Origin of the sequence: Nocardia spumae (assembly GCF_020733635.1) — a bacterium.
Taxonomy (GTDB): Bacteria; Actinomycetota; Actinomycetes; order Mycobacteriales; family Mycobacteriaceae; genus Nocardia; species Nocardia spumae.
The window spans coordinates 6,558,192-6,575,624 of sequence record NZ_JAJFZL010000001.1 but is presented as its reverse complement, the minus strand read 5'-3'; the positions used below and the strand labels follow the sequence as shown (position 1 = coordinate 6,575,624).

At 67.6% G+C, this 17,433-nt stretch carries 19 protein-coding genes and 1 tRNA gene; 15 read left to right on the top strand and 5 right to left on the bottom strand.

Going from position 1 to position 17,433, the window contains the following annotated elements; translation table 11 throughout:
* Positions 1 to 39: 39 nt before the first annotated feature.
* Together LKD76_RS29300 and LKD76_RS29295 are read left to right on the top strand one after the other, a co-directional pair.
* On the top strand, positions 40 to 900 hold the full coding sequence (locus LKD76_RS29300) for an Rv1363c family protein (protein ID WP_227984613.1): 861 nt from the start codon (positions 40 to 42) through the stop codon (positions 898 to 900).
* Positions 897 to 1,385, top strand: a complete 489-nt coding sequence (locus LKD76_RS29295; protein WP_227984612.1) for an Rv1363c family protein — start codon at positions 897 to 899, stop codon at positions 1,383 to 1,385. The genes LKD76_RS29300 and LKD76_RS29295 overlap by 4 nt, the downstream gene beginning before the upstream one ends.
* A gap of 433 nt (positions 1,386 to 1,818) precedes the next feature.
* Here the strand turns inward: LKD76_RS29295 and LKD76_RS29290 are convergent, their stop codons facing one another.
* Together LKD76_RS29290 and LKD76_RS29285 are read right to left on the bottom strand one after the other, a co-directional pair.
* The gene (locus LKD76_RS29290; protein ID WP_227985454.1) at positions 1,819 to 3,324 is read right to left on the bottom strand and encodes an alpha,alpha-trehalose-phosphate synthase (UDP-forming); all 1,506 of its coding nucleotides are present in this window, start codon (positions 3,322 to 3,324) and stop codon (positions 1,819 to 1,821) included.
* Positions 3,325 to 3,444: 120 nt separating this feature from the next.
* Entirely contained in the window at positions 3,445 to 3,612 is a 168-nt protein-coding gene (locus tag LKD76_RS29285; protein ID WP_193365166.1) for a hypothetical protein, read from the bottom strand.
* Between the two features lie 252 nt (positions 3,613 to 3,864).
* On the opposite strand from LKD76_RS29285, the gene LKD76_RS29280 reads away from it, so the two are divergent.
* The 5 genes from LKD76_RS29280 (at position 3,865) to LKD76_RS29260 (ending at position 7,784) form a co-directional block, all read left to right on the top strand.
* The gene (locus tag LKD76_RS29280) at positions 3,865 to 4,704 is read left to right on the top strand and encodes an alpha/beta fold hydrolase (protein WP_227984611.1); all 840 of its coding nucleotides are present in this window, start codon (positions 3,865 to 3,867) and stop codon (positions 4,702 to 4,704) included.
* Between the two features lie 148 nt (positions 4,705 to 4,852).
* The gene (locus LKD76_RS29275; RefSeq protein ID WP_019931522.1) at positions 4,853 to 5,095 is read left to right on the top strand and encodes an MbtH family protein; all 243 of its coding nucleotides are present in this window, start codon (positions 4,853 to 4,855) and stop codon (positions 5,093 to 5,095) included.
* Between the two features lie 158 nt (positions 5,096 to 5,253).
* A tRNA-Thr gene (locus LKD76_RS29270) sits at positions 5,254 to 5,325 on the top strand.
* A gap of 105 nt (positions 5,326 to 5,430) precedes the next feature.
* Positions 5,431 to 6,168: a response regulator transcription factor gene (locus LKD76_RS29265; protein WP_227984610.1), complete on the top strand. Its 738-nt coding sequence runs from the start codon at positions 5,431 to 5,433 to the stop codon at positions 6,166 to 6,168.
* Positions 6,165 to 7,784, top strand: coding sequence for a sensor histidine kinase (locus tag LKD76_RS29260; RefSeq protein WP_227984609.1), 1,620 nt, complete (start codon positions 6,165 to 6,167; stop codon positions 7,782 to 7,784). The genes LKD76_RS29265 and LKD76_RS29260 overlap by 4 nt, the downstream gene beginning before the upstream one ends.
* On the opposite strand, the gene LKD76_RS29255 is transcribed toward LKD76_RS29260, so the two are convergent.
* Positions 7,760 to 8,185 (bottom strand): HIT family protein, encoded by a 426-nt coding sequence (locus LKD76_RS29255; protein WP_227984608.1) that lies wholly within the window; start codon positions 8,183 to 8,185, stop codon positions 7,760 to 7,762. The genes LKD76_RS29260 and LKD76_RS29255 overlap by 25 nt on opposite strands.
* A 139-nt stretch (positions 8,186 to 8,324) precedes the next feature.
* Here LKD76_RS29255 and LKD76_RS29250 point away from each other — a divergent pair, with 139 nt between their 5' ends.
* Positions 8,325 to 8,921 (top strand): threonyl-tRNA synthetase editing domain-containing protein, encoded by a 597-nt coding sequence (locus LKD76_RS29250; RefSeq protein ID WP_227984607.1) that lies wholly within the window; start codon positions 8,325 to 8,327, stop codon positions 8,919 to 8,921.
* A gap of 32 nt (positions 8,922 to 8,953) precedes the next feature.
* On the top strand, positions 8,954 to 10,231 hold the full coding sequence (purD, locus tag LKD76_RS29245; protein WP_227984606.1) for a phosphoribosylamine--glycine ligase: 1,278 nt from the start codon (positions 8,954 to 8,956) through the stop codon (positions 10,229 to 10,231).
* A gap of 25 nt (positions 10,232 to 10,256) precedes the next feature.
* Here purD and LKD76_RS29240 read toward each other — a convergent pair whose 3' ends face one another.
* Complete coding sequence (locus LKD76_RS29240) at positions 10,257 to 11,261, bottom strand: M23 family metallopeptidase (RefSeq protein WP_227984605.1); 1,005 nt, start codon at positions 11,259 to 11,261, stop codon at positions 10,257 to 10,259.
* A gap of 117 nt (positions 11,262 to 11,378) precedes the next feature.
* Between LKD76_RS29240 and LKD76_RS29235 the strand changes: the two genes are divergently transcribed.
* From LKD76_RS29235 to LKD76_RS29215, 5 genes are all read left to right on the top strand, one after another.
* Entirely contained in the window at positions 11,379 to 12,548 is a 1,170-nt protein-coding gene (locus LKD76_RS29235; RefSeq protein WP_227984604.1) for a pyridoxal phosphate-dependent aminotransferase, read from the top strand.
* 244 nt (positions 12,549 to 12,792) lie between these two features.
* Complete coding sequence (locus LKD76_RS29230; protein WP_227984603.1) at positions 12,793 to 13,497, top strand: TetR/AcrR family transcriptional regulator; 705 nt, start codon at positions 12,793 to 12,795, stop codon at positions 13,495 to 13,497.
* A gap of 6 nt (positions 13,498 to 13,503) precedes the next feature.
* Positions 13,504 to 14,937 carry an adenylosuccinate lyase gene (gene purB / locus LKD76_RS29225; RefSeq protein WP_227984602.1) on the top strand — a complete coding sequence of 478 codons (1,434 nt, stop codon included), beginning with the start codon at positions 13,504 to 13,506 and terminating at the stop codon, positions 14,935 to 14,937.
* An 81-nt stretch (positions 14,938 to 15,018) separates the two neighbouring features.
* The gene (locus tag LKD76_RS29220; RefSeq protein ID WP_227984601.1) at positions 15,019 to 15,489 is read left to right on the top strand and encodes an HIT family protein; all 471 of its coding nucleotides are present in this window, start codon (positions 15,019 to 15,021) and stop codon (positions 15,487 to 15,489) included.
* 116 nt (positions 15,490 to 15,605) lie between these two features.
* Complete coding sequence (locus LKD76_RS29215) at positions 15,606 to 16,565, top strand: alpha/beta hydrolase (protein ID WP_227984600.1); 960 nt, start codon at positions 15,606 to 15,608, stop codon at positions 16,563 to 16,565.
* Between the two features lie 46 nt (positions 16,566 to 16,611).
* On the opposite strand, the gene LKD76_RS29210 is transcribed toward LKD76_RS29215, so the two are convergent.
* Positions 16,612 to 16,836 carry a DUF397 domain-containing protein gene (locus LKD76_RS29210; protein ID WP_227984599.1) on the bottom strand — a complete coding sequence of 75 codons (225 nt, stop codon included), beginning with the start codon at positions 16,834 to 16,836 and terminating at the stop codon, positions 16,612 to 16,614.
* Between the two features lie 316 nt (positions 16,837 to 17,152).
* On the opposite strand from LKD76_RS29210, the gene LKD76_RS29205 reads away from it, so the two are divergent.
* The gene (locus LKD76_RS29205; RefSeq protein WP_227984598.1) at positions 17,153 to 17,365 is read left to right on the top strand and encodes a hypothetical protein; all 213 of its coding nucleotides are present in this window, start codon (positions 17,153 to 17,155) and stop codon (positions 17,363 to 17,365) included.
* Positions 17,366 to 17,433 lie beyond the last annotated feature (68 nt).

Sequence of the window (17,433 nt, the reverse complement as noted above, 5' to 3'; positions counted from 1 at the left end):
AACGCGCCCGGCCGGGTGCGGCGCCATCGAGGTACTGGCATGAGTGAAACCGAATCCGCGCAGACCGGCAGGGTCCGGCGGCGCGCCGGACGCCCGGCGGGACCGCCGGTGGACGAGGCGAAGGCCGAGGCGAAGGCGAGCACGCCTGCCGCTGCGGGAGGCGATTCGGCTACGCAGCAAACTGTCGGCGATAGCGGTGCGAAATCGGCCGCCGCGGCCACCGACGAGGTGACGGTGAAGACCGCGACGACGGCGCCGGTCGCCGAGGACAAAACCGAGAAGCTCGCGCCGCCTGCCGACGCTGCGGCCACCGACGACGCGACGGTGAAACTCGCGACGCCCGGCGCCGACGACGAGACGGTGAAGCTCGCGACCGCGGACGCCGCCGCCGGCGACGAGCCCGGCCGGCGCACGCTCGGCGTGCTGGGCTGGGCGGCCGTCGTGGTGGCCGTGCTGTCGGCGCTGGTTCTGCTCGGTTCCGGCGGCTTCTACGCCTATCACCAGCACAGCGTCGACGCGCTCGCCGCGCAGCGCGACGATTACGTGCAGACCGCCAAACAAGCCGTCCTGAACCTCACCAACATCAAGGACGACAGCGCGCAGCAGGATATCGACCGGGTGCTGTCGGTGGCCTCCGGCCAGCTCAAGGAGGAGTACTCCGCGCGCAAGGACGACTACGCGAAGGTCGTGCAGCAGGCGAAGGTGAAGGCCAGCGGTGAGATCATCGAGTCGGCGCTGGAGAGTTCGGACGATCACACCGCCCGGGTGCTGGTCGCCGCGAAGCAGACGCTGACCAACGCCGGGTCGCCGGACCCGCAACAGCGTTACTACCGCTTCCGCATCACCCTGACCCGCGACGGCGGGCACACCACTGCCTCACAGGTGGAGTTCGTGGCATGAGAAAGAATCTGCGTCCGATCCTGATCGTCTCCGCGGCGGTCCTGCTCGTGGCCGCGCTGGCCGTCGGTGGTCTCGCCGGGTTCACCTACTGGTCGGATCAGCAGGCCGAGCAGGCCCGCACGCATTCCGTCGAGGCGGCGCGGACCACCGTGCAGGCCATGTTCACCTACGACTTCAACAATGTGGACACCGAGCTGCCGAAGTCGGCGGACAATCTCACTCCCGATTTCCGCAAGGACTACCTGAAACTCGTCAACGAGGTCATCGCCAAGGGCGCCAAGGAGAAACAGCTCACGGTCAAGGCGAACACCCAGGCCGCCGGGGTGGTCTCGGCCGATCGCTCACATGCAGTGGTGCTGCTCTACCTGAACCAGATCACCACCAGTAAGGACTCCCCGCAGGGTGCCATCACGCCCAGCCGGGTCCGCGTGACGATGGACAAGCAGGACGGTCGCTGGCTGGCCTCCCAGGTCACCCCGATCTGATCCCGGTCCGCGACGACATCAGGTTCGACGGCGGGGTGACGGCGTCTTAAGTGAATGTCGTTCCTTCCGTTAAGTATTCGCCTCTACCGTCGATCACGCAGCGATTCCGAGGCGGGATCGGTGGTCGAGGCCGATACGGTCGAGCGGTGTCCCGCCGGAGAAGCACGCCTGCGCCGCACGGCGGAACGTGCGGTGAGATCCCGGCGGGTGCGGCGGAATCCGGGGTCTGTGGTGTGCGGCGACCGCACGGCTCCGGCGGAGGCCAGGACCGAGATGCGGTGACCGCGGGCGTGGCGGATCGGGGAGTCGACGGGTCGGATCGAAGGGTGGACCCGCCTCGGATCGCTGTGCGGTCGATGGTGTGCGGATCGCTGTGCGGTCGATGGTGTGCGGATCGCTGTGCGGTCGATGGTGTGCGGATCGCTGTGCGTTTTCAGCGGCCGCCCGGATCCACATCCGCGTCGGTGAGCAGCGCACTGCCGGCTACCCGGTCCTGTGCCAGTGCGTCCAGGAACGAACGGGCCCAGCGATCCACATCGTGCGCGAGGACCTGACGGCGCAGGGCGCGCATGCGACGGCGCTTGGTCTCCGCATCGTCCTCGATCGCCGACATGATCGCATTCTCGACACTGTCGAGATCGTGCGGATTGCACAGATATGCCTGGCGTAGTTCCGCTGCGGCACCGGTGAATTCGCTCAGCACCAGAGCGCCGTTGAGCCCGCTGTGCGAGGCCACGTACTCCTTCGCGACCAGATTCATCCCGTCGCGCAGCGGCGTCACCAGCATGACGTCGGCGGCGACGAAGAAGGCAACGAGCTCGTCACGGGGGATCGGGCGGTGCAGGTAGTGCACGAACGGGTAACCGACACGGGAGAATTCGCCGTTGATCCGGCCCACCTGGCGTTCGATGTCACCGCGCATCTGGATGTAGCTCTCCACCCGCTCGCGGCTCGGCGTGGCCAGCTGCACCATCACCGTTTCGGTCGGATCCAGGCGGCCGGCGTGCAGCAGCTCCTGCAACGCGGCCAGGCGGATATCGATGCCCTTGGTGTAGTCGAGCCGATCCACACCCAGCAGGATGTGCTTGGGATTCCCGAGCTCCTCCCGGATCTGCGCGGCCCGCTCCCGCACCGACCGCCGCCGCGACAGCTCGTCGAGTTCGGCCGAGGCGATCGAGATCGGGAAGGCGCCGACCCGAACCGTGCGGAAACCGACCTGCACCACACCGAGTTTCGACCGGACGCCGACCGCGCCGCGCGAAGTCGGCTGACCGGCAAGCCTTTTCGCCAGGTACAGGAAGTTCTGCGCACCACCGGGCAGATGGAAGCCGATCAGATCGGCGCCCAGCAGACCCTCCACGATCTCGGTCCGCCACGGTAGCTGCATGAACAACTCCACCGGCGGGAACGGAATGTGGAGGAAGAAGCCGATGGTCAGATCCGGCCGCAGCATCCGCAGCATCTTCGGCACCAGCTGTAGCTGATAGTCCTGCACCCACACCGTCGCCCCCTCGGCGGCCACCTTCGCGGTGTACTCGGCGAAGCGCCGGTTCACCTCGACATAGGCGGTCCACCAGTCACGGTGGTACTCCGGCCGCACGATCACATCGTGATACAGCGGCCACAGGGTCCCGTTGGAGAAGCCCTCGTAGTAGTCGGCTACCTCGGTGGCCGACAGCGGTACCGGATACAGCTCCAGTCCGTCCTCGATGATCGGATCGACATCCACATCGGGGACACCGGCCCAGCCCACCCAGGCGCCGTTGTTGTTCCGCAGGACCGGTTCCAGCGCGGTGACCAGGCCCCCGGGACTCCGCTTCCACCGCGTGGTGCCGTCGGGGAGGCGTTCGAGATCCACCGGTAGCCGGTTGGCGACCACGACGAATCCGGACCCGGCGCTGCCGGGGCGGGCGGCTGGTGCGGATTCGGTTTCCGGCAGAGCGTCTCGGGGTAGATCACTGCGTATATCGCTCGTCTGGTCCACTGCTGGATCCTCCGGTCGCCGAAATGGCGGGGCTAGGCGTGGGATTTCAGTTGTATGGGTGAATTGCCGAAGTGGCTATTCGCCGCGGGTGCTGGGGCCGATGCCGAGCATCGACAGCAGCATCCGGCACTCGTCGGCGTCGGTGGCGTAGGCGGCCACGACGCGCTGTGCCTGCCGGGCGGTCTCGTCGGCCAGCGGTTCCAGGTCGTCGTCCGCGATGTCGTTGGCGCTCTTCGCGGCCATCATCGTGTCCTCTCGGCTCGGGGTCGTGGCACGGCGGTTGGTGTGGACCGTCGTGGTCTCGGCGCCGTGCGCTGTCAATGGTATCGGTCGTCCCGAAAAGGGCCGTCGGCTTGGTGCCGTCCGCTGCCGAACCGCAACAGCGCGGGTGTGGCTGCCCACAGGGGCGAAACGCCGGGAGAGTGCGAACCTATACCGTTGGTGAGAGGCGAGTATCGCCGCCGCACCGATCGTCGAGGAAGGGGTCACTGCATCATGCCGTTGGCCACGGTGAATGGAATCTCACTGAACTACCAGGTGAAGGGGGACAAGGCCAAAGGCACCGACACCAAGGGAGCGGCCCCGCTGGTCGTGCTGATCATGGGGACCGGCAGCCCGGGCAGGGTGTGGGAGCTGCATCAGGTTCCGGCGCTGGTCGCGGCCGGATACCGGGTCTGCACGTTCGACAACCGCGGTATCGCCCCGTCGTACGAGGCGGCCGGCGGTATGACCATCGACGAACTCGCCGCCGACACCGCCGCGCTCATCGAATATCTCGACGAGGGCCCGGCTCTGGTCGCGGGGACCTCGATGGGCGCCCGGGTGACGCAGGAGCTGGCTCTGGCCCGCCCGGACCTGGTGCGCAAGGCCGTGTTCATGGCCGGGCACGCGCGCCTGGATCAATTCCAGAAGACCCTGTCACTGGGTGAGCACGAACTCGACGCCTCGGGTGTGCAGATGCCGGCCAAATACGAGGCCGCCGTGACCGCGGTGATGAATCTTTCGCCCGCGACGATGGCCGATCCGAATTCTGCGCGCGATTGGCTGGATCTGTTCGAATTCACCGGCGGGCCGGTTACCCCGGGAATTCGGGCCCAGCGACGAATGGATCACGATTTCGACCGGCTGCAGGCCTACCGCGGAATCAAGGTGCCGTGTCTGGCCATGGGCTTCGCCGACGACCGGATGATCCCCGCGTATCTGACCCGTGAGCTGGCCGACGTCATTCCCGACGCCCGCTATCAGGAGATCCCGGACGCCGGACATTTCGGCTATCTCGAACGCCCGGAGGCCGTCAACAAGATCCTGCTCGATTTTTTCGCGGGCTCGAGGTAACCCGCAACGCGTAACGTCGGTCTTGCTAGTGTCGACACATCGCTCGGGGCTTCGGCTCAGGTCGGTCGGTTCCGGCTCGAGTCCGGCGCTCCACGAAATCCGTACACAGCGCGTTCCCGTATACAGCGCCAGTATCCAGTGAGGTGAAATGAGCACCAACCCCTTCGACGACGAGGACGGCCGCTTCTTCGTTCTGGTCAACGACGAGGAGCAGCATTCCCTGTGGCCTGCATTCGCCGAGGTTCCGGCCGGGTGGCGAGTGGTGTTCGGCGAGGACAGCCGCGCAGCTTGCGTCGAATACGTGGAGAAGAACTGGACGGACATGCGGCCCAAGAGCCTGCGTGACGCGATGGCCGCGGACGATGCGGCCCGGCAGGCCGCCCAGTCCTGATTCGCGCTCGACGATACGGCGCGGAGCGACGGTGATCAGCGGCTGCGTGCTGCCCGGATAGGGCACACGCGGCCGCTGCGTCCGTTCCCGTCTTTCCTACGGCTGTGCAGGTTTTTCGCACAGCCGCCGAGCTGGTTATGATTGCACCGCTTCACCCCGCCTCCTTAGCTCAGTGGTAGAGCACCGCTCTTGTAAAGCGAAGGTCGTCAGTTCAATCCTGACAGGGGGCTCTCTTCGTCTGTGAACAGTTCCGCGCGCGGCCCCACACGGGGCTCGCAGGAAACTCCCAGGCAACGTTCAGCGCTTTCCGGGCTGTGCGAGAGACGATAGCCAGCATGAACGGTGTGGCTGGCGATCGGACGCCCGAGGCCCGGGTACTGGTGGTCGATGACGAACCGATGATCGTCGAACTGCTGTCGGTGAGTCTGCGCTACCAGGGCTTCGAGGTGGCATCGGCGGTCAACGGCGCCGAGGGGCTCGATCGAGCCAAGCAATTCCGGCCCGACGCGCTGATCGTCGACGTCATGATGCCCGGCATGGACGGCTTCGGCCTGCTGCGCCGGCTGCGCGCCGACGGCATCGACGCACCCGTCCTGTTCCTCACCGCCCGCGACGAGGTCGAGGACAAGATCACCGGACTCACCCTCGGCGCCGACGATTACGTCACCAAACCGTTCTCCCTCGAGGAGGTGGTGGCGCGGTTGCGAGTGATTCTGCGCCGTTCCGGTCACGTGGTGGAGGAGACGAAATCCTCACGGATCCGTTTCGAGGACATCGAACTCGACGACGACACCCACGAGGTCTGGAAGGCGGGGGAGCCGGTGGCGCTGTCGCCGACCGAATTCACCCTGCTGCGGTACTTCATGGTCAACGCCGGGACCGTGCTGAGCAAACCGCGCATTCTCGACCACGTCTGGCGCTACGACTTCGGCGGCGAAGTGGGCGTGGTGGAGACCTATGTGTCGTATCTCCGCAAGAAGGTCGACACCGGACCGGACCGGCTGATCCACACGCTGCGCGGTGTCGGCTATGTCATGCGCGCCCCCAGCCGCAGCAGATCGTCGGCGACATGAGCGATTCGCGATCGGTGGCCGGCCTCGCGGGGGCCGCTCCCGAACAGGCCGGGGCCGAGCGGTCGAATGCGGTCTCCGACATCGACGCTCCCGATATCGAGGCCGAGACGCCGCGGGCCGGCGTGGATTCGCCGCCGCGAACCGGACTGCGCCGCAGGATCTCCCACCGCCTGGCCGCGATCCCGTTGCGGGTCACGCTGGTGCTGGCCCTGGTGTCGCTGGCCGGCCTGGGCCTGCTGGTCTCCGGAGTCGCGGTGACCTCGGCCATGCGAAACGTATTGATCGACAAGGTCGATCGGCAACTGTTCGATGCCGCGCACAGCTGGGCCGGACCCGATGCGCCGCCGCCGCAACATCTTCCGCTCCCGCCCGGCCGGGAACGCCCGCCCGCGCTGTTCTACGTGCAGGTGCTGGGGCCCACCGGAAATCAGCGGCTGTTGCTCGGCTCCGGGCCGACCGTGCCCGACATCCCCTCGGATCTGTCCAAACACCCCCAGACCGTGGGTTCGGTCGGCGATCCCAGCGAACACTGGCGCGCGATCCGGGTGGTCACCCCGCAGGGCTCCAGCCTGGTTGCCTTGCGCCTCACCGAAACCGAGAACATCATCGACCGGCTGGTCGGGCTCCAGGTCGCGGTCGGCGTCATCGTGCTGGGGGTGCTCGGTATCGTCGCCCAGTTCGTGATCCGGCGTAGTCTGCGTCCGCTCGGTGAGGTGGAGAAGACCGCCGCCGCGATCGCCGGCGGCGACCTTCATCGCCGAGTTCCCGTGCAGGGCACCAATACCGAGGTCGACCGGCTCTCTCAATCGCTCAACGGGATGCTCACCCAGATTCAGAGCGCCTTCGCCGCCACCGAGGCCTCCGAGGAATCCGCTCGTCGATCCGAAGCGCGGATGCGCCGCTTCGTCGCCGATGCCAGCCACGAACTGCGTACCCCGCTGACCACCATCAAGGGTTTCGCCGAACTGTATCGGCAAGGCGCGCTGAACGATCCGGCCATGTTCATGGATCGCATCGAACGCGAATCCAACCGGATGAGCCTGCTGGTCGAGGACCTGCTGATGCTGGCTCGCCTGGACGCCCAGCGGCCGGTGGAACGCCGCCCGGTGGATCTGCTGGCGCTGGCCAGTGATGCCGTGCACAATGCGCGCGCGGTCGACGCGGCGCAGCGGCCGGATGAACCACACCGGTCGATCGACCTGGAAATACGATCCGGCACCGGGACATTGGAGGTGCGCGGCGACGAGGCGCGGTTGCGTCAGATCCTCGGCAACCTGGTCAACAACGCCCTCATCCACACCCCGCCCGAGGCCGCCGTCACCGTCGCGCTGACCCCCGCGGCCGACGAGGTGATCATCGAGGTGGCCGATACCGGACCGGGACTTCCCGCCGAAGAGGCCGATCGCATCTTCGAACGTTTCTACCGCACCGACACCTCACGCAGCCGTGACAGCGGTGGCACCGGACTCGGCCTGTCCATCGTCCAAGCTCTGGCCGCCGCGCACGGCGGCACCGTCTCGGTGCGCAGTGAGGTGGGACAGGGCACCACGTTCGCGGTGCGCCTGCCCCGTGGTGGGCGTCCCGTGGTCGCTCAGTCCGGGACGTTGGCGCCGTAGCCCAGGTCGCGCAGCGCCTTCTTGATCCGGGTTTGCGCCTCGTCGAGCGACTCCGGGCTGGGATTCGGGTCGGCGCCGGAGATGTTGAAATCGTTCAGCTCGAATGCCGGGAAGACGTGCACATGCAGATGTGGCACCTCCAGCCCCGCGATCAGCAGACCGGCGCGCGGCGCATCCCATGCCTTGCGCACCGCCTGGCCGATCTTCTGCGCCACCCCGTTGATCCGGGCGAACGCGTCGGCATCGAGATCCTGCCACTGATCGATTTCCTTGCGGGGCACCACCAGCGTATGGCCCGGCGTCACGGGGGCGATGGTCAGGAAGGCGACGAACTCCTCGTCCTCCCACACGAATCGACCGGGGAGTTGGCCGTCGATGATTGCACTGAATACAGATGGCATGAGTTGATTCTCGCCTCCGCTTCGCTCCGGCCTGCTCGCGGCCCGGTGCGCGCGAGCCGAGCCGAGCCGACGGCCGGCCCGTACCGGATTGTGATTCCCATCACTGAGAAAGCCGGTCGGGTCGCGGTATCTAGACTCCGTGGTGTCGGTGGGGCCACGCCACTTCGTTATTTCGTCGCAAACCAGTGGGGCGACTCGGCACCGCTTCGGCCGCTCACCTGCCGAGTCCCGCGAAGAAGGCTTTATGAGGATCCTCAGCAGTCGCTGTCGAACATTCGCCTACACGATCACGACCCCGAGCCGAGTGGCCATGGAACTCGGGCCTGCCGTCATCGGCACGGTGAACCGGTTCGACGGCTGCCTGTTTCTGATGGTCGGCGTGGAACGAGATGACATCCGACTGGGTAGTCGCCCGGTGAAGACGATTCGGCGAATCGCGGCCAAGACCGATGCGCAATGCGTTGTGATCAACGGTTTCTCGCATCTGGCGCACCCGGGCATCCGCCCCGATGTAGATACCGCGCGGGGCGTGCTGGACAGGCTGGTCGAAGGTCTGCAAGCGCGAAGCCTGCGGGTCCACCTGATGCCCTTCGGATGGAACAAACAATGGACGGCCGATGTCCTCGACGGTGAGTGGGAGCAACGGATGGACCATCTGACCCCGTCCGTCCCGCACAGCCATGCTGTGCGCGCCACCACGCTGCCGTCGCCGCCGCGTGATCGCACACCGATATAGCGTGTTCACCGACGTCCCCTAAGCTGTCACGCGTGCGCGTACTCGTCATCGGTTCCGGAGCCCGTGAACACGCCCTGGTGGAGGCCCTGCGTCGGGATCCTGGGGTGACCGCGATCGCGGCCGCGCCCGGCAATCCGGGAATCGCCCAGGTCGCCGAGGTGCGAGCGGTCGATCCGGCCAGTGCCGAGTCCGTGGTCGGGCTGGCCCGGGAATTCTCCGCCGATCTCGTGGTGATCGGGCCCGAGGTGCCGCTGGTGCTCGGTATCGCCGACGCGGTGCGGGCGGCGGGGATCGCATGCTTCGGGCCGTCGGCGGCCGCGGCGCGGATCGAGGGTTCCAAGGCCTTCGCCAAGGATGTGATGTCGGCGGCGGGGGTGCGCACCGCGCACAGCGAGATCGTCGACCATCCCGGCGAGCTCGATGCCGCCCTGGATCGTTTCGGCCCGACCTGGGTGGTCAAGGACGACGGGCTGGCCGCCGGGAAGGGCGTCGTGGTGACCGCGGACCGGTCGGCGGCCCGCGATCACGGTGCCGAACTGCTCGAGCAGGGCCATCCGGTGCTGCTGGAATCGTTCCTCGACGGTCCCGAGGTCTCCCTGTTCTGCCTCGTCGACGGTGAGACGGTGGTGCCGCTGCTGCCGGCGCAGGATCACAAGCGGGTCGGCGACGGCGATACCGGACCGAACACCGGCGGTATGGGCGCCTACACGCCGCTGCCCTGGCTGCCGCCGGAGAGCGTCACCGAAATCGTCGACGATGTCGTCGAGCCCGTGGCCGCCGAGATGGTCCGGCGCGGGGTCCCGTTCTCGGGTCTGCTGTACGCCGGTCTGGCGATGGGCCGGTCGGGACCGGCGGTCGTCGAATTCAACTGCCGCTTCGGCGATCCCGAGACCCAGGCGGTGCTCGCACTGCTCGACAGTCCGCTCGGCGCCCTGCTGCACGCCACCGCCACCGGCACCCTCGCGCAGGCGGAGCCGCCGCGCTGGAAGGACGGCGCCGCGATCACGGTGGTTCTGGCCGCGGAGAATTACCCGGGCCGTCCCCGCACCGGTGACGTCATCTCCGGTACCGAGGGTGCGGATGCGAATACCGATGTGCTGCACGCGGGTACGTCACTGCGCGCGGACGGTGCGTTGCTGTCGTCGGGCGGCCGGGTTCTCAATGTCGTCGCCACGGGCGCCGATCTGACCGAGGCGCGGGCCCACGCCTATGACCGGATCGCGGGTGTCAAACTCCCCGGCAGTCACTTCCGCACCGATATCGGGCTCGCGGCTGTCGAGGGCCGCATTTCGCTGCCCGCGCGGGTCTGACGCGCCCGGGGTCGGCGGCGCGGGTTCAGCCGACCTGAATCCCGCGCATGGCCAGCCAGGGTTGTGGATCGATGTGCTGGCCGCCGATGAGGATCTCGAAGTGCAGATGCGGTCCGGTGGAGTCGCCGCGGTTGCCGATGCGGGCGATCTGCTGTCCGGCCCGGACCCGCTCGCCGACCGAAACCGAGAAGTCGTACATGTGGCCGTAGACGGAGATGGTGCCGTCGTTGTGGCGGATCCGCACCCACAGTCCGAATCCCTGCGCGGGCCCGGCATCGATCACGGTGCCGTCGGCGACGGCGTAGATCGGTGAACCGATAGGTGCCGCGATATCGATGCCGTAGTGGAAGGTGCCCCAGCGGCCGCCGTAGCCGGAGCTGAAGACTCCGCGCGCGGGTAATGCGAAACCGCTTGTGCCGGGCGCGATTCCGCCGGGGATCAGGCCGCCGGGAATGCTCCCGGCGGGACCGGGCAGCCATGCTTGCGGGGCCCCCGCGACCGCCGCGGCGGCCTCGGCCTTCGCACGATCCAGGGTGGCTCGGGACGCGGCGGCCACCACCTGCGATTCGCGAATCCTCTCACCGTTGTCGATAGCCTTCAGATAACGCTTGCTGGTCTCCGGCTCGGCCTGGACCTGTAACGGATAGGCGACCGCGATCCGTTGTGCCGTACCGGGTTTCGGTGTGCTGTCGATCGTCCGGGGCGCCACCGTATCGGCGGCCGCGAACAGGCCGACCACGACGACTCCGATGACCAGGACCCGATGATCACCCACCCAGCCGCGCAGCCGTGGCCACAGCGTGTCGAATTCCTCGCGCCAGTTCCGCCCGCGCAGGTCGCGTCCGAGCCGCCGGGTCCGCCGCCACCCCGCGGCCGCCGCGGACCGGACTGCCGTGCCTGATCTCCGGGCCGTGGACCGCACCCGATCGCCGGCCGAGGGCCGTTCGCTGCGCAGCGTTGTTCGCCAGTCCGGGCGGATCACGGTCCGGGCCCCCTGGTACAACGTGTCGCGGCGTGCCTGTTCAGGCATTCTGCCGACGATAACAGGGGGTTGCCCGGCCGTGCAGGAGGGCGCGTCGGCGCACAGCACCGCATCGGTAGGCCGGTGCGTGTCCGAGCTCGTGGCGCGGTGTTCTACCGTCGTCGGGTGCGCAGTGAATCCCGTCGTTCCACCGTTCCGACCTTCTACGTGATGGATGTGTGGAAGGCAGCGGCCGAACGTGCCCGCACCCACGGCGATGTGCTGGTGCTGGCGGCAGGCCAGCCCTCCACTCCCGCCCCGGTGCCGGTGTTGCGTGCCACCAGGGCGGCTCTCGACGACGAATTACTCGGGTACACAGAGACTTTCGGCCTGCCGGAACTGCGCGAGGCGATCGCGGCTCATCATCGCGACGGTTACGGGGTCGAGGTCGATGCCGAGGACGTGGTGGTCACCACCGGTTCCTCGGGCGCCTTCACCCTGCTGTTCCTGGCGGCCTTCGATGCCGGCGACACCGTCGTGGTGGCCCGGCCCGGCTATCCGGCCTACCGCAACACCCTCACTGCCCTGGGGTGCCGGGTGATCGAGCTGGACTGCGGGCCGCAGACCCGATTCCAGCCGACGGTCGAGATGCTCGAGGCGCTGCCGGAACCACCGGCCGGGGTGATCGTGGCCAGTCCGGCGAATCCGACCGGCACCATGATCGCGCCCGCGGAGCTCGCGGCCCTGGCACGCTGGTGCGATGAGCACGGCACGCTGCTGATCTCCGACGAGATCTACCACGGCATCGCCTATTCCGGCCTCGACGGGGATACCGAGCCGGTCAGCTCGGCCTGGGAGACCTCGCGCGAAGCGGTGGTCATCGGCTCGGTCTCGAAGTATTTCTCGATGACCGGCTGGCGGCTGGGCTGGATGCTGGCGCCCGCGCGGCTGCGCCCGGCCCTGCAGCGGCTGGCCTCGAATATGACCGTCTGCCCACCGGCGATCTCGCAGTTCGCCGCTACGCACGCCTTCGGCGCCGAGGCCCGAACCGAACTCGACGGGCATGTCCGTCGCTATGCGCGGAACCGGGCGCTGCTGCTCGACGGGCTGCCCGCGCTCGGTATCACGGATCTGGCGCCGGCCGACGGCGCCTTCTACGCCTACGCCGATATCGGCCATCTGAGCGAGGATTCGACCCGATGGTGCGCGGATCTGTTGGCCCACACCGGCGTCGCGCTGGCACCCGGCATCGATTTCGACACCCGCCACGGAAACCGCACGGTCCGCTTCTCCTTCGCGGGCGCCACCGCGGATATCGAGGAAGCGCTCGTACGCCTCGGGCGCTATCTGGGCTGAGGTGCAGACTTTCTGTACTGGCCCGTAGCCCGGGCCGATGCGGTACAAATAACTCGGTTGTGGGTTGAACCACCATTTTTCGACACCGGTCCCGGCTGCCCACTCGGGCCGGATCCAGGAAATTTGCGCGGTCCCATGGACGATTCCACACAACGGATCGGCCGGGATTGCCCAGACGCACAGATTTGCACAGATCGCACCGATTTGGCACGGATGAACCGATGATGACTGGCACGATGACACGGTGATCACCGCGACGACCCCGAAAGGCGAAAGGCGTCGCCAAGCGTTGGTTGCGGCAGCCGCGGAGTTGCTACTCGAAGGCGGCTTCGATGCCGTGCGCCACCGTTCAGTGGCCACGCGCGCGGATTTGCCATTGGCATCCACGACCTATTATTTCGAATCCCTCGAGGACCTGATCGCGCGCGCGGTCGAGTTCAGCGGCAATGCCGAACTCGAGTCGATGCGCCGCCGGATCGGGGACGTCACACATCGCCGGCGCGGCCCCGAGGCGACCGTCGATCTGATCGTGGATCTGATGGTCGGCGCGGACCGCCCCGACGACTTCGCCCGCGCCCGGCTGATCGCTCGCTATGAGCGTTCGGTGGCCTCGGCCCGGCATCCGGAACTGCGTGAGGTGCAGCTGCGGTTACGCGCGCAACTCGAGGATCTCGTCGCCGATGTGCTGCGCCGATCCGATCGCATGGTGCGCACCGATCAGCTGCGCCGGCTGGTCGCCGTGGTGGACGGCGCGGTGGTCGCCGCGCTGGCCGAATCCGATCCGCAACCCCGTCGTACGGCCCGCGGTGCCCTGCTGGAGTTGATCGATGTGATCGCCCCGCCGACACCGCAGCCGCTGCTCGCGCCGCAGCCCGTGCCTCCGGCCACGGCGCAGCCGATGCCGTCGGCCATGCCCCAGCAACCCAGCAGGCACCGAACACTAGACTGACTGTTCGTGAGTCTTGTCCCGAACGTCCTCGCCACCCGGTACGCGAGCCCGCAGCTGGTGCAGCTGTGGTCGCCCGAGAACAAGATCGTGCTCGAGCGCCGGCTGTGGCTGGAGGTGCTGCGGGCTCAGATGGAACTCGGCGCGGCCGGCACCGAATCCGTCACCGCCGAGGTGATCGAGGATTACGAGCGCGTACTGGGTGAGGTCGATCTGGCCTCGATCGCCGAGCGGGAGCGGATCACCCGCCACGACGTCAAGGCGCGAATCGAGGAGTTCAACGCCCTCGCCGGCCACGAGCAGATCCACAAGGGCATGACCAGCCGGGATCTCACCGAGAACGTCGAGCAGTTGCAGATGCGGCTGTCGCTCGAGCACGTCTTCGAGCACGGCGTGGCGGTCGCCGCCCGGCTGGCCGAGCGGGCCGCCGAATATCAGTCGTTGGTGATGGCGGGCCGTTCGCACAATGTGGCCGCCCAGGCGACCACTCTCGGCAAGCGTTTCGCGAGTGCCGCCGACGAGGTGTTGATCGCCCTGCGCCGGGTGCGGGAACTGATCGACCGCTATCCGCTGCGCGGCATCAAGGGCCCGATGGGCACCGCCCAGGACATGCTGGACCTGTTCGACGGTGATGCCGCCAGACTCGCCCAGCTCGAGCAGAAGGTTGCCCGGCATCTGGGTTTCACTTCGGTGCTGACCAGCGTCGGTCAGGTCTACCCTCGTTCGCTCGATCACGACATCCTCTCGGCCCTGGTCCAATTGGGCGCGGGCCCTTCGTCGTTCGCGCACACGGTCCGGTTGATGGCCGGGCACGAGCTGGTCACCGAGGGGTTCCAGCCCGGTCAGGTCGGCAGCTCGGCGATGCCGCACAAGATGAACACCCGTTCCTGTGAGCGGGTCAACGGCCTGCAGGTGGTGCTGCGCGGCTACGGCTCGATGGCCGCTGAACTGGCGGGCGCGCAGTGGAACGAGGGTGACGTCTTCTGTTCGGTGGTCCGCCGGGTCGCGTTGCCGGATGCCTTCTTCGCCATCGACGGGATGATCGAGACCTTCCTGACCGTCCTCACCGAATTCGGCGCCTACCCTGCGGTGGTCGATCGTGAACTCGATCGCTATCTGCCCTTCCTGGCGACGACCCGCATTCTGATGGCGGCCGTGCGGGCCGGTGTCGGCCGGGAGAGCGCGCATGAGGTCATCAAGGAGCACGCGGTCGCGGTGGCGCTGGCCATGCGGGAGCAGGGCCGGGAACCGGATCTGCTGGATCGCCTCGCGTCCGACGACCGGATGCCGCTGGATCGAGCCGGACTCGACGCCGCCCTCGCCGATCGCACCGCCTTCATCGGCGCGGCCGAATCTCAGGTCGGTGAGGTGGTGGCGCAGGTGCAGAAGTTGATCGACGCCTATCCGGAGGCGGCTCGCTACACGCCCTCACCGATTCTGTAGCCGGCGACCCGCGCGGTCCCGGTACCGCGCCGCCGAACGGCGCGGTGGGGCAACCGAACCCGGCTATTAGGGTTGGCGACCATGGACCCCTACAGAATTTTCGCCGACATCGTGGCGGGACGGGCGCCCTCGTCGAAAGTCTTCGAAGATCCGGATGTGCTCGCGTTCATGGACATTCGGCCCATGACACCCGGACACCTGCTGGTGATTCCGAAGGTTCCGGCCCGCAGTCTGGCGGAACTGGATCCGGTGATCGGCGGCAAGCTCTTTCAGGTCGGTCAGCGTCTGGCGGCCGCCCTGCGCGAGTCCGAGGTGCGGTGCGACGGGGTGAACTTCTTCCTCGCCGACGGGGCCACCGCCGGGCAGGAGGTGTTCCACGTGCACCTGCATGTCATTCCACGCACTCCCGGTGACGGATTCGGCCTGCGCAGCCGTGCGACATCCCCGCGCCGCGCCGATCTCGACTATTTGGCCGCGTCCATCCGCGGTGCGGTGCAGCGGGCCGAGCCGGGTGGTGCGGACGCCCAGGAGGGGACGTGGTGGCTCACCTGATCCCGGAGCGACCCTCCTGGTTTGCCGAAGAAACGCCGGTGACCTAAACGCGTACGCAGTACCCGGGTGTGCGTTACGTTAAGTAGCACTTGTGGCGGGCTGTTGGAGGTGGGGACATGCGTCGTTCGGCCGTTGCTGTTTCTGTGCTGGCAGTCGTACTGGGTGTCGTCGGCCCGTGGGTCGGTCCACAACCGCGGGCCTCGGCGGCCCAGCTGGTCGGTGTCGACGATATGAGCCCGACCCGCACGGCGCTGTTCATCGACTCCCCGGCGATGGGACGCACCATCCAGGTGCAGGTCCTGCATCCGGCCGGCGGCGGCTCGCGCCCCACCTACTATCTGCTCGACGGACTGGATCCCGGTGTGCAGCAGAGCACCTGGACCAATGCCACCGACGCCGAACCGTTCTTCGCCGGTAAGGATGTCAACGTGGTGCTGCCGATCGGCGGCCAGGCCGGTTACTACACCGATTGGCAGCGCGACGACCCCCACTTCGGGCGCTACAAGTGGGAGACCTTCCTGACCCGCGAGCTGCCGCCCATCATCGACTCCTCCTTCTCGGGCAACGGGGTCGACGCGATCGGTGGGCTGTCGATGGGCGGTATCGCCGCCTTCGTGCTGGCGGCCCGGCATCCGGATATGTACCAGGCCGTCGCCGGGTACAGCGCGTGTCCCGATATGGGTTTGGCGCAGGGCGCGATCACCTTCTCGATCGCCAACCGCGGCGGTAATCCGTTCAATATGTGGGGTGCGCCGGGCAGTCCGGAATGGGGCGCCCACGATCCGGCGCTGATGGTGGATCGGCTGCGGGGCAAGACCATCTACCTGTCCACCGGAACCGGTATCCCCGGACCGCACGAGGCGGAGATCAAACCGCAGCTGCCGGAGAACATCTTCCTGGGCGGGCCGATCGAGGCCGGAGTCGATATCTGCGTCTCCGCCTTCGAGCAGCGACTGCGCGGGCTGCGGATTCCGGCACGGGTCGATCACAACCCCGTGGGTACGCATTCGTGGTCGTACTGGCAGGACTACCTGCACGCGTCGTGGCCGACGATCGGCGCGGCGATCGGTGCCTGATCGCGGGCGGCGGTTCGCGCGATCAGGCCGTTCGATACCTCGGGATTCAGGCCGGGGTAGCACCCGGGCGGTTGAATTCGCCGTCCTTGGCGCCGGCGACGAAGGCCCGCCACTCGCCGGGGGTGAAGATCAGCGCCGGGCCGTCCGGATTCTTGGCATCCCGCAGCCCGATATTGCCGCTGGCCAGAAATGCCACTTCGACACCCCCGGCGCCGTCACCGCTGCGCTGCCAGACCGCCCCGGGCTCGATGTCGCGGTTCTTCGCTTCCACCCTTGTGCTCCCCTGCGTCGTCGTCGATCACCCGCCGGACGAGCGGGCGGGCGCTACCGTCCTCGAGCGTAGGCGGTGCGGGGGCCGGGTACGGGTGTCCTTTCTGAATCGTCCGATTTCTGCATGGCCGGGATCACATCGATATCGGGACCTGCGAAATGTGGGGTTTGTCTACTCGTCTCGGCAACACCGCTGGTTTACGGCGCAACCCGAGCGGAAACACCTCACTCTGTGGCGGAAATATGGCGTCGAATCGTCGAGAGAGCGAGAGGGCGCACCCTGCCGCACTGAAGGGACGACAAGGATGGAGCACCGCATGGCACCCGTCTTCGACAGTTGCGCGGTGGTGCCCCGGCACCTCACCGTTGAGCAGGCGCACAACATCCTGCACAGTCACAGCAGCTGTCCCACCGACCAATGCCCGCGCCGCAAAGCCGCACTGTTCTTCTTGATGGAATCTCGTCGTTCGGCTCGCGGTAACGGGAGCGACCTGCGCCGGCCCGCGCCGCGCGCCACCGGATTGGGGTAGTAAAGGACCAGATCCCGCACTCGCCGATGTCGATGACACCGGCGTGTGCGGGGTCCTGCGCCCAGTGA

Bases quoted from the DNA above. Each gene is read 5' to 3' on its own strand.
- LKD76_RS29300 (WP_227984613.1), top strand. From the start codon at position 40: ATGAGTGAAACCGAATCCGCGCAGACCGGCAGGGTCCGGCGGCGCGCC.
- LKD76_RS29295 (WP_227984612.1), top strand. From the start codon at position 897: ATGAGAAAGAATCTGCGTCCGATCCTGATCGTCTCCGCGGCGGTCCTG.
- LKD76_RS29285 (WP_193365166.1), bottom strand. From the start codon at position 3,612: ATGGCCGCGAAGAGCGCCAACGACATCGCGGACGACGACCTGGAACCG.
- LKD76_RS29280 (WP_227984611.1), top strand. From the start codon at position 3,865: ATGCCGTTGGCCACGGTGAATGGAATCTCACTGAACTACCAGGTGAAG.
- LKD76_RS29275 (WP_019931522.1), top strand. From the start codon at position 4,853: ATGAGCACCAACCCCTTCGACGACGAGGACGGCCGCTTCTTCGTTCTG.
- LKD76_RS29265 (WP_227984610.1), top strand. From the start codon at position 5,431: ATGAACGGTGTGGCTGGCGATCGGACGCCCGAGGCCCGGGTACTGGTG.
- LKD76_RS29260 (WP_227984609.1), top strand. From the start codon at position 6,165: ATGAGCGATTCGCGATCGGTGGCCGGCCTCGCGGGGGCCGCTCCCGAA.
- LKD76_RS29255 (WP_227984608.1), bottom strand. From the start codon at position 8,185: ATGCCATCTGTATTCAGTGCAATCATCGACGGCCAACTCCCCGGTCGA.
- LKD76_RS29240 (WP_227984605.1), bottom strand. From the start codon at position 11,261: ATGCCTGAACAGGCACGCCGCGACACGTTGTACCAGGGGGCCCGGACC.
- LKD76_RS29220 (WP_227984601.1), top strand. From the start codon at position 15,019: ATGGACCCCTACAGAATTTTCGCCGACATCGTGGCGGGACGGGCGCCC.
- LKD76_RS29215 (WP_227984600.1), top strand. From the start codon at position 15,606: ATGCGTCGTTCGGCCGTTGCTGTTTCTGTGCTGGCAGTCGTACTGGGT.
- LKD76_RS29205 (WP_227984598.1), top strand. From the start codon at position 17,153: ATGGCACCCGTCTTCGACAGTTGCGCGGTGGTGCCCCGGCACCTCACC.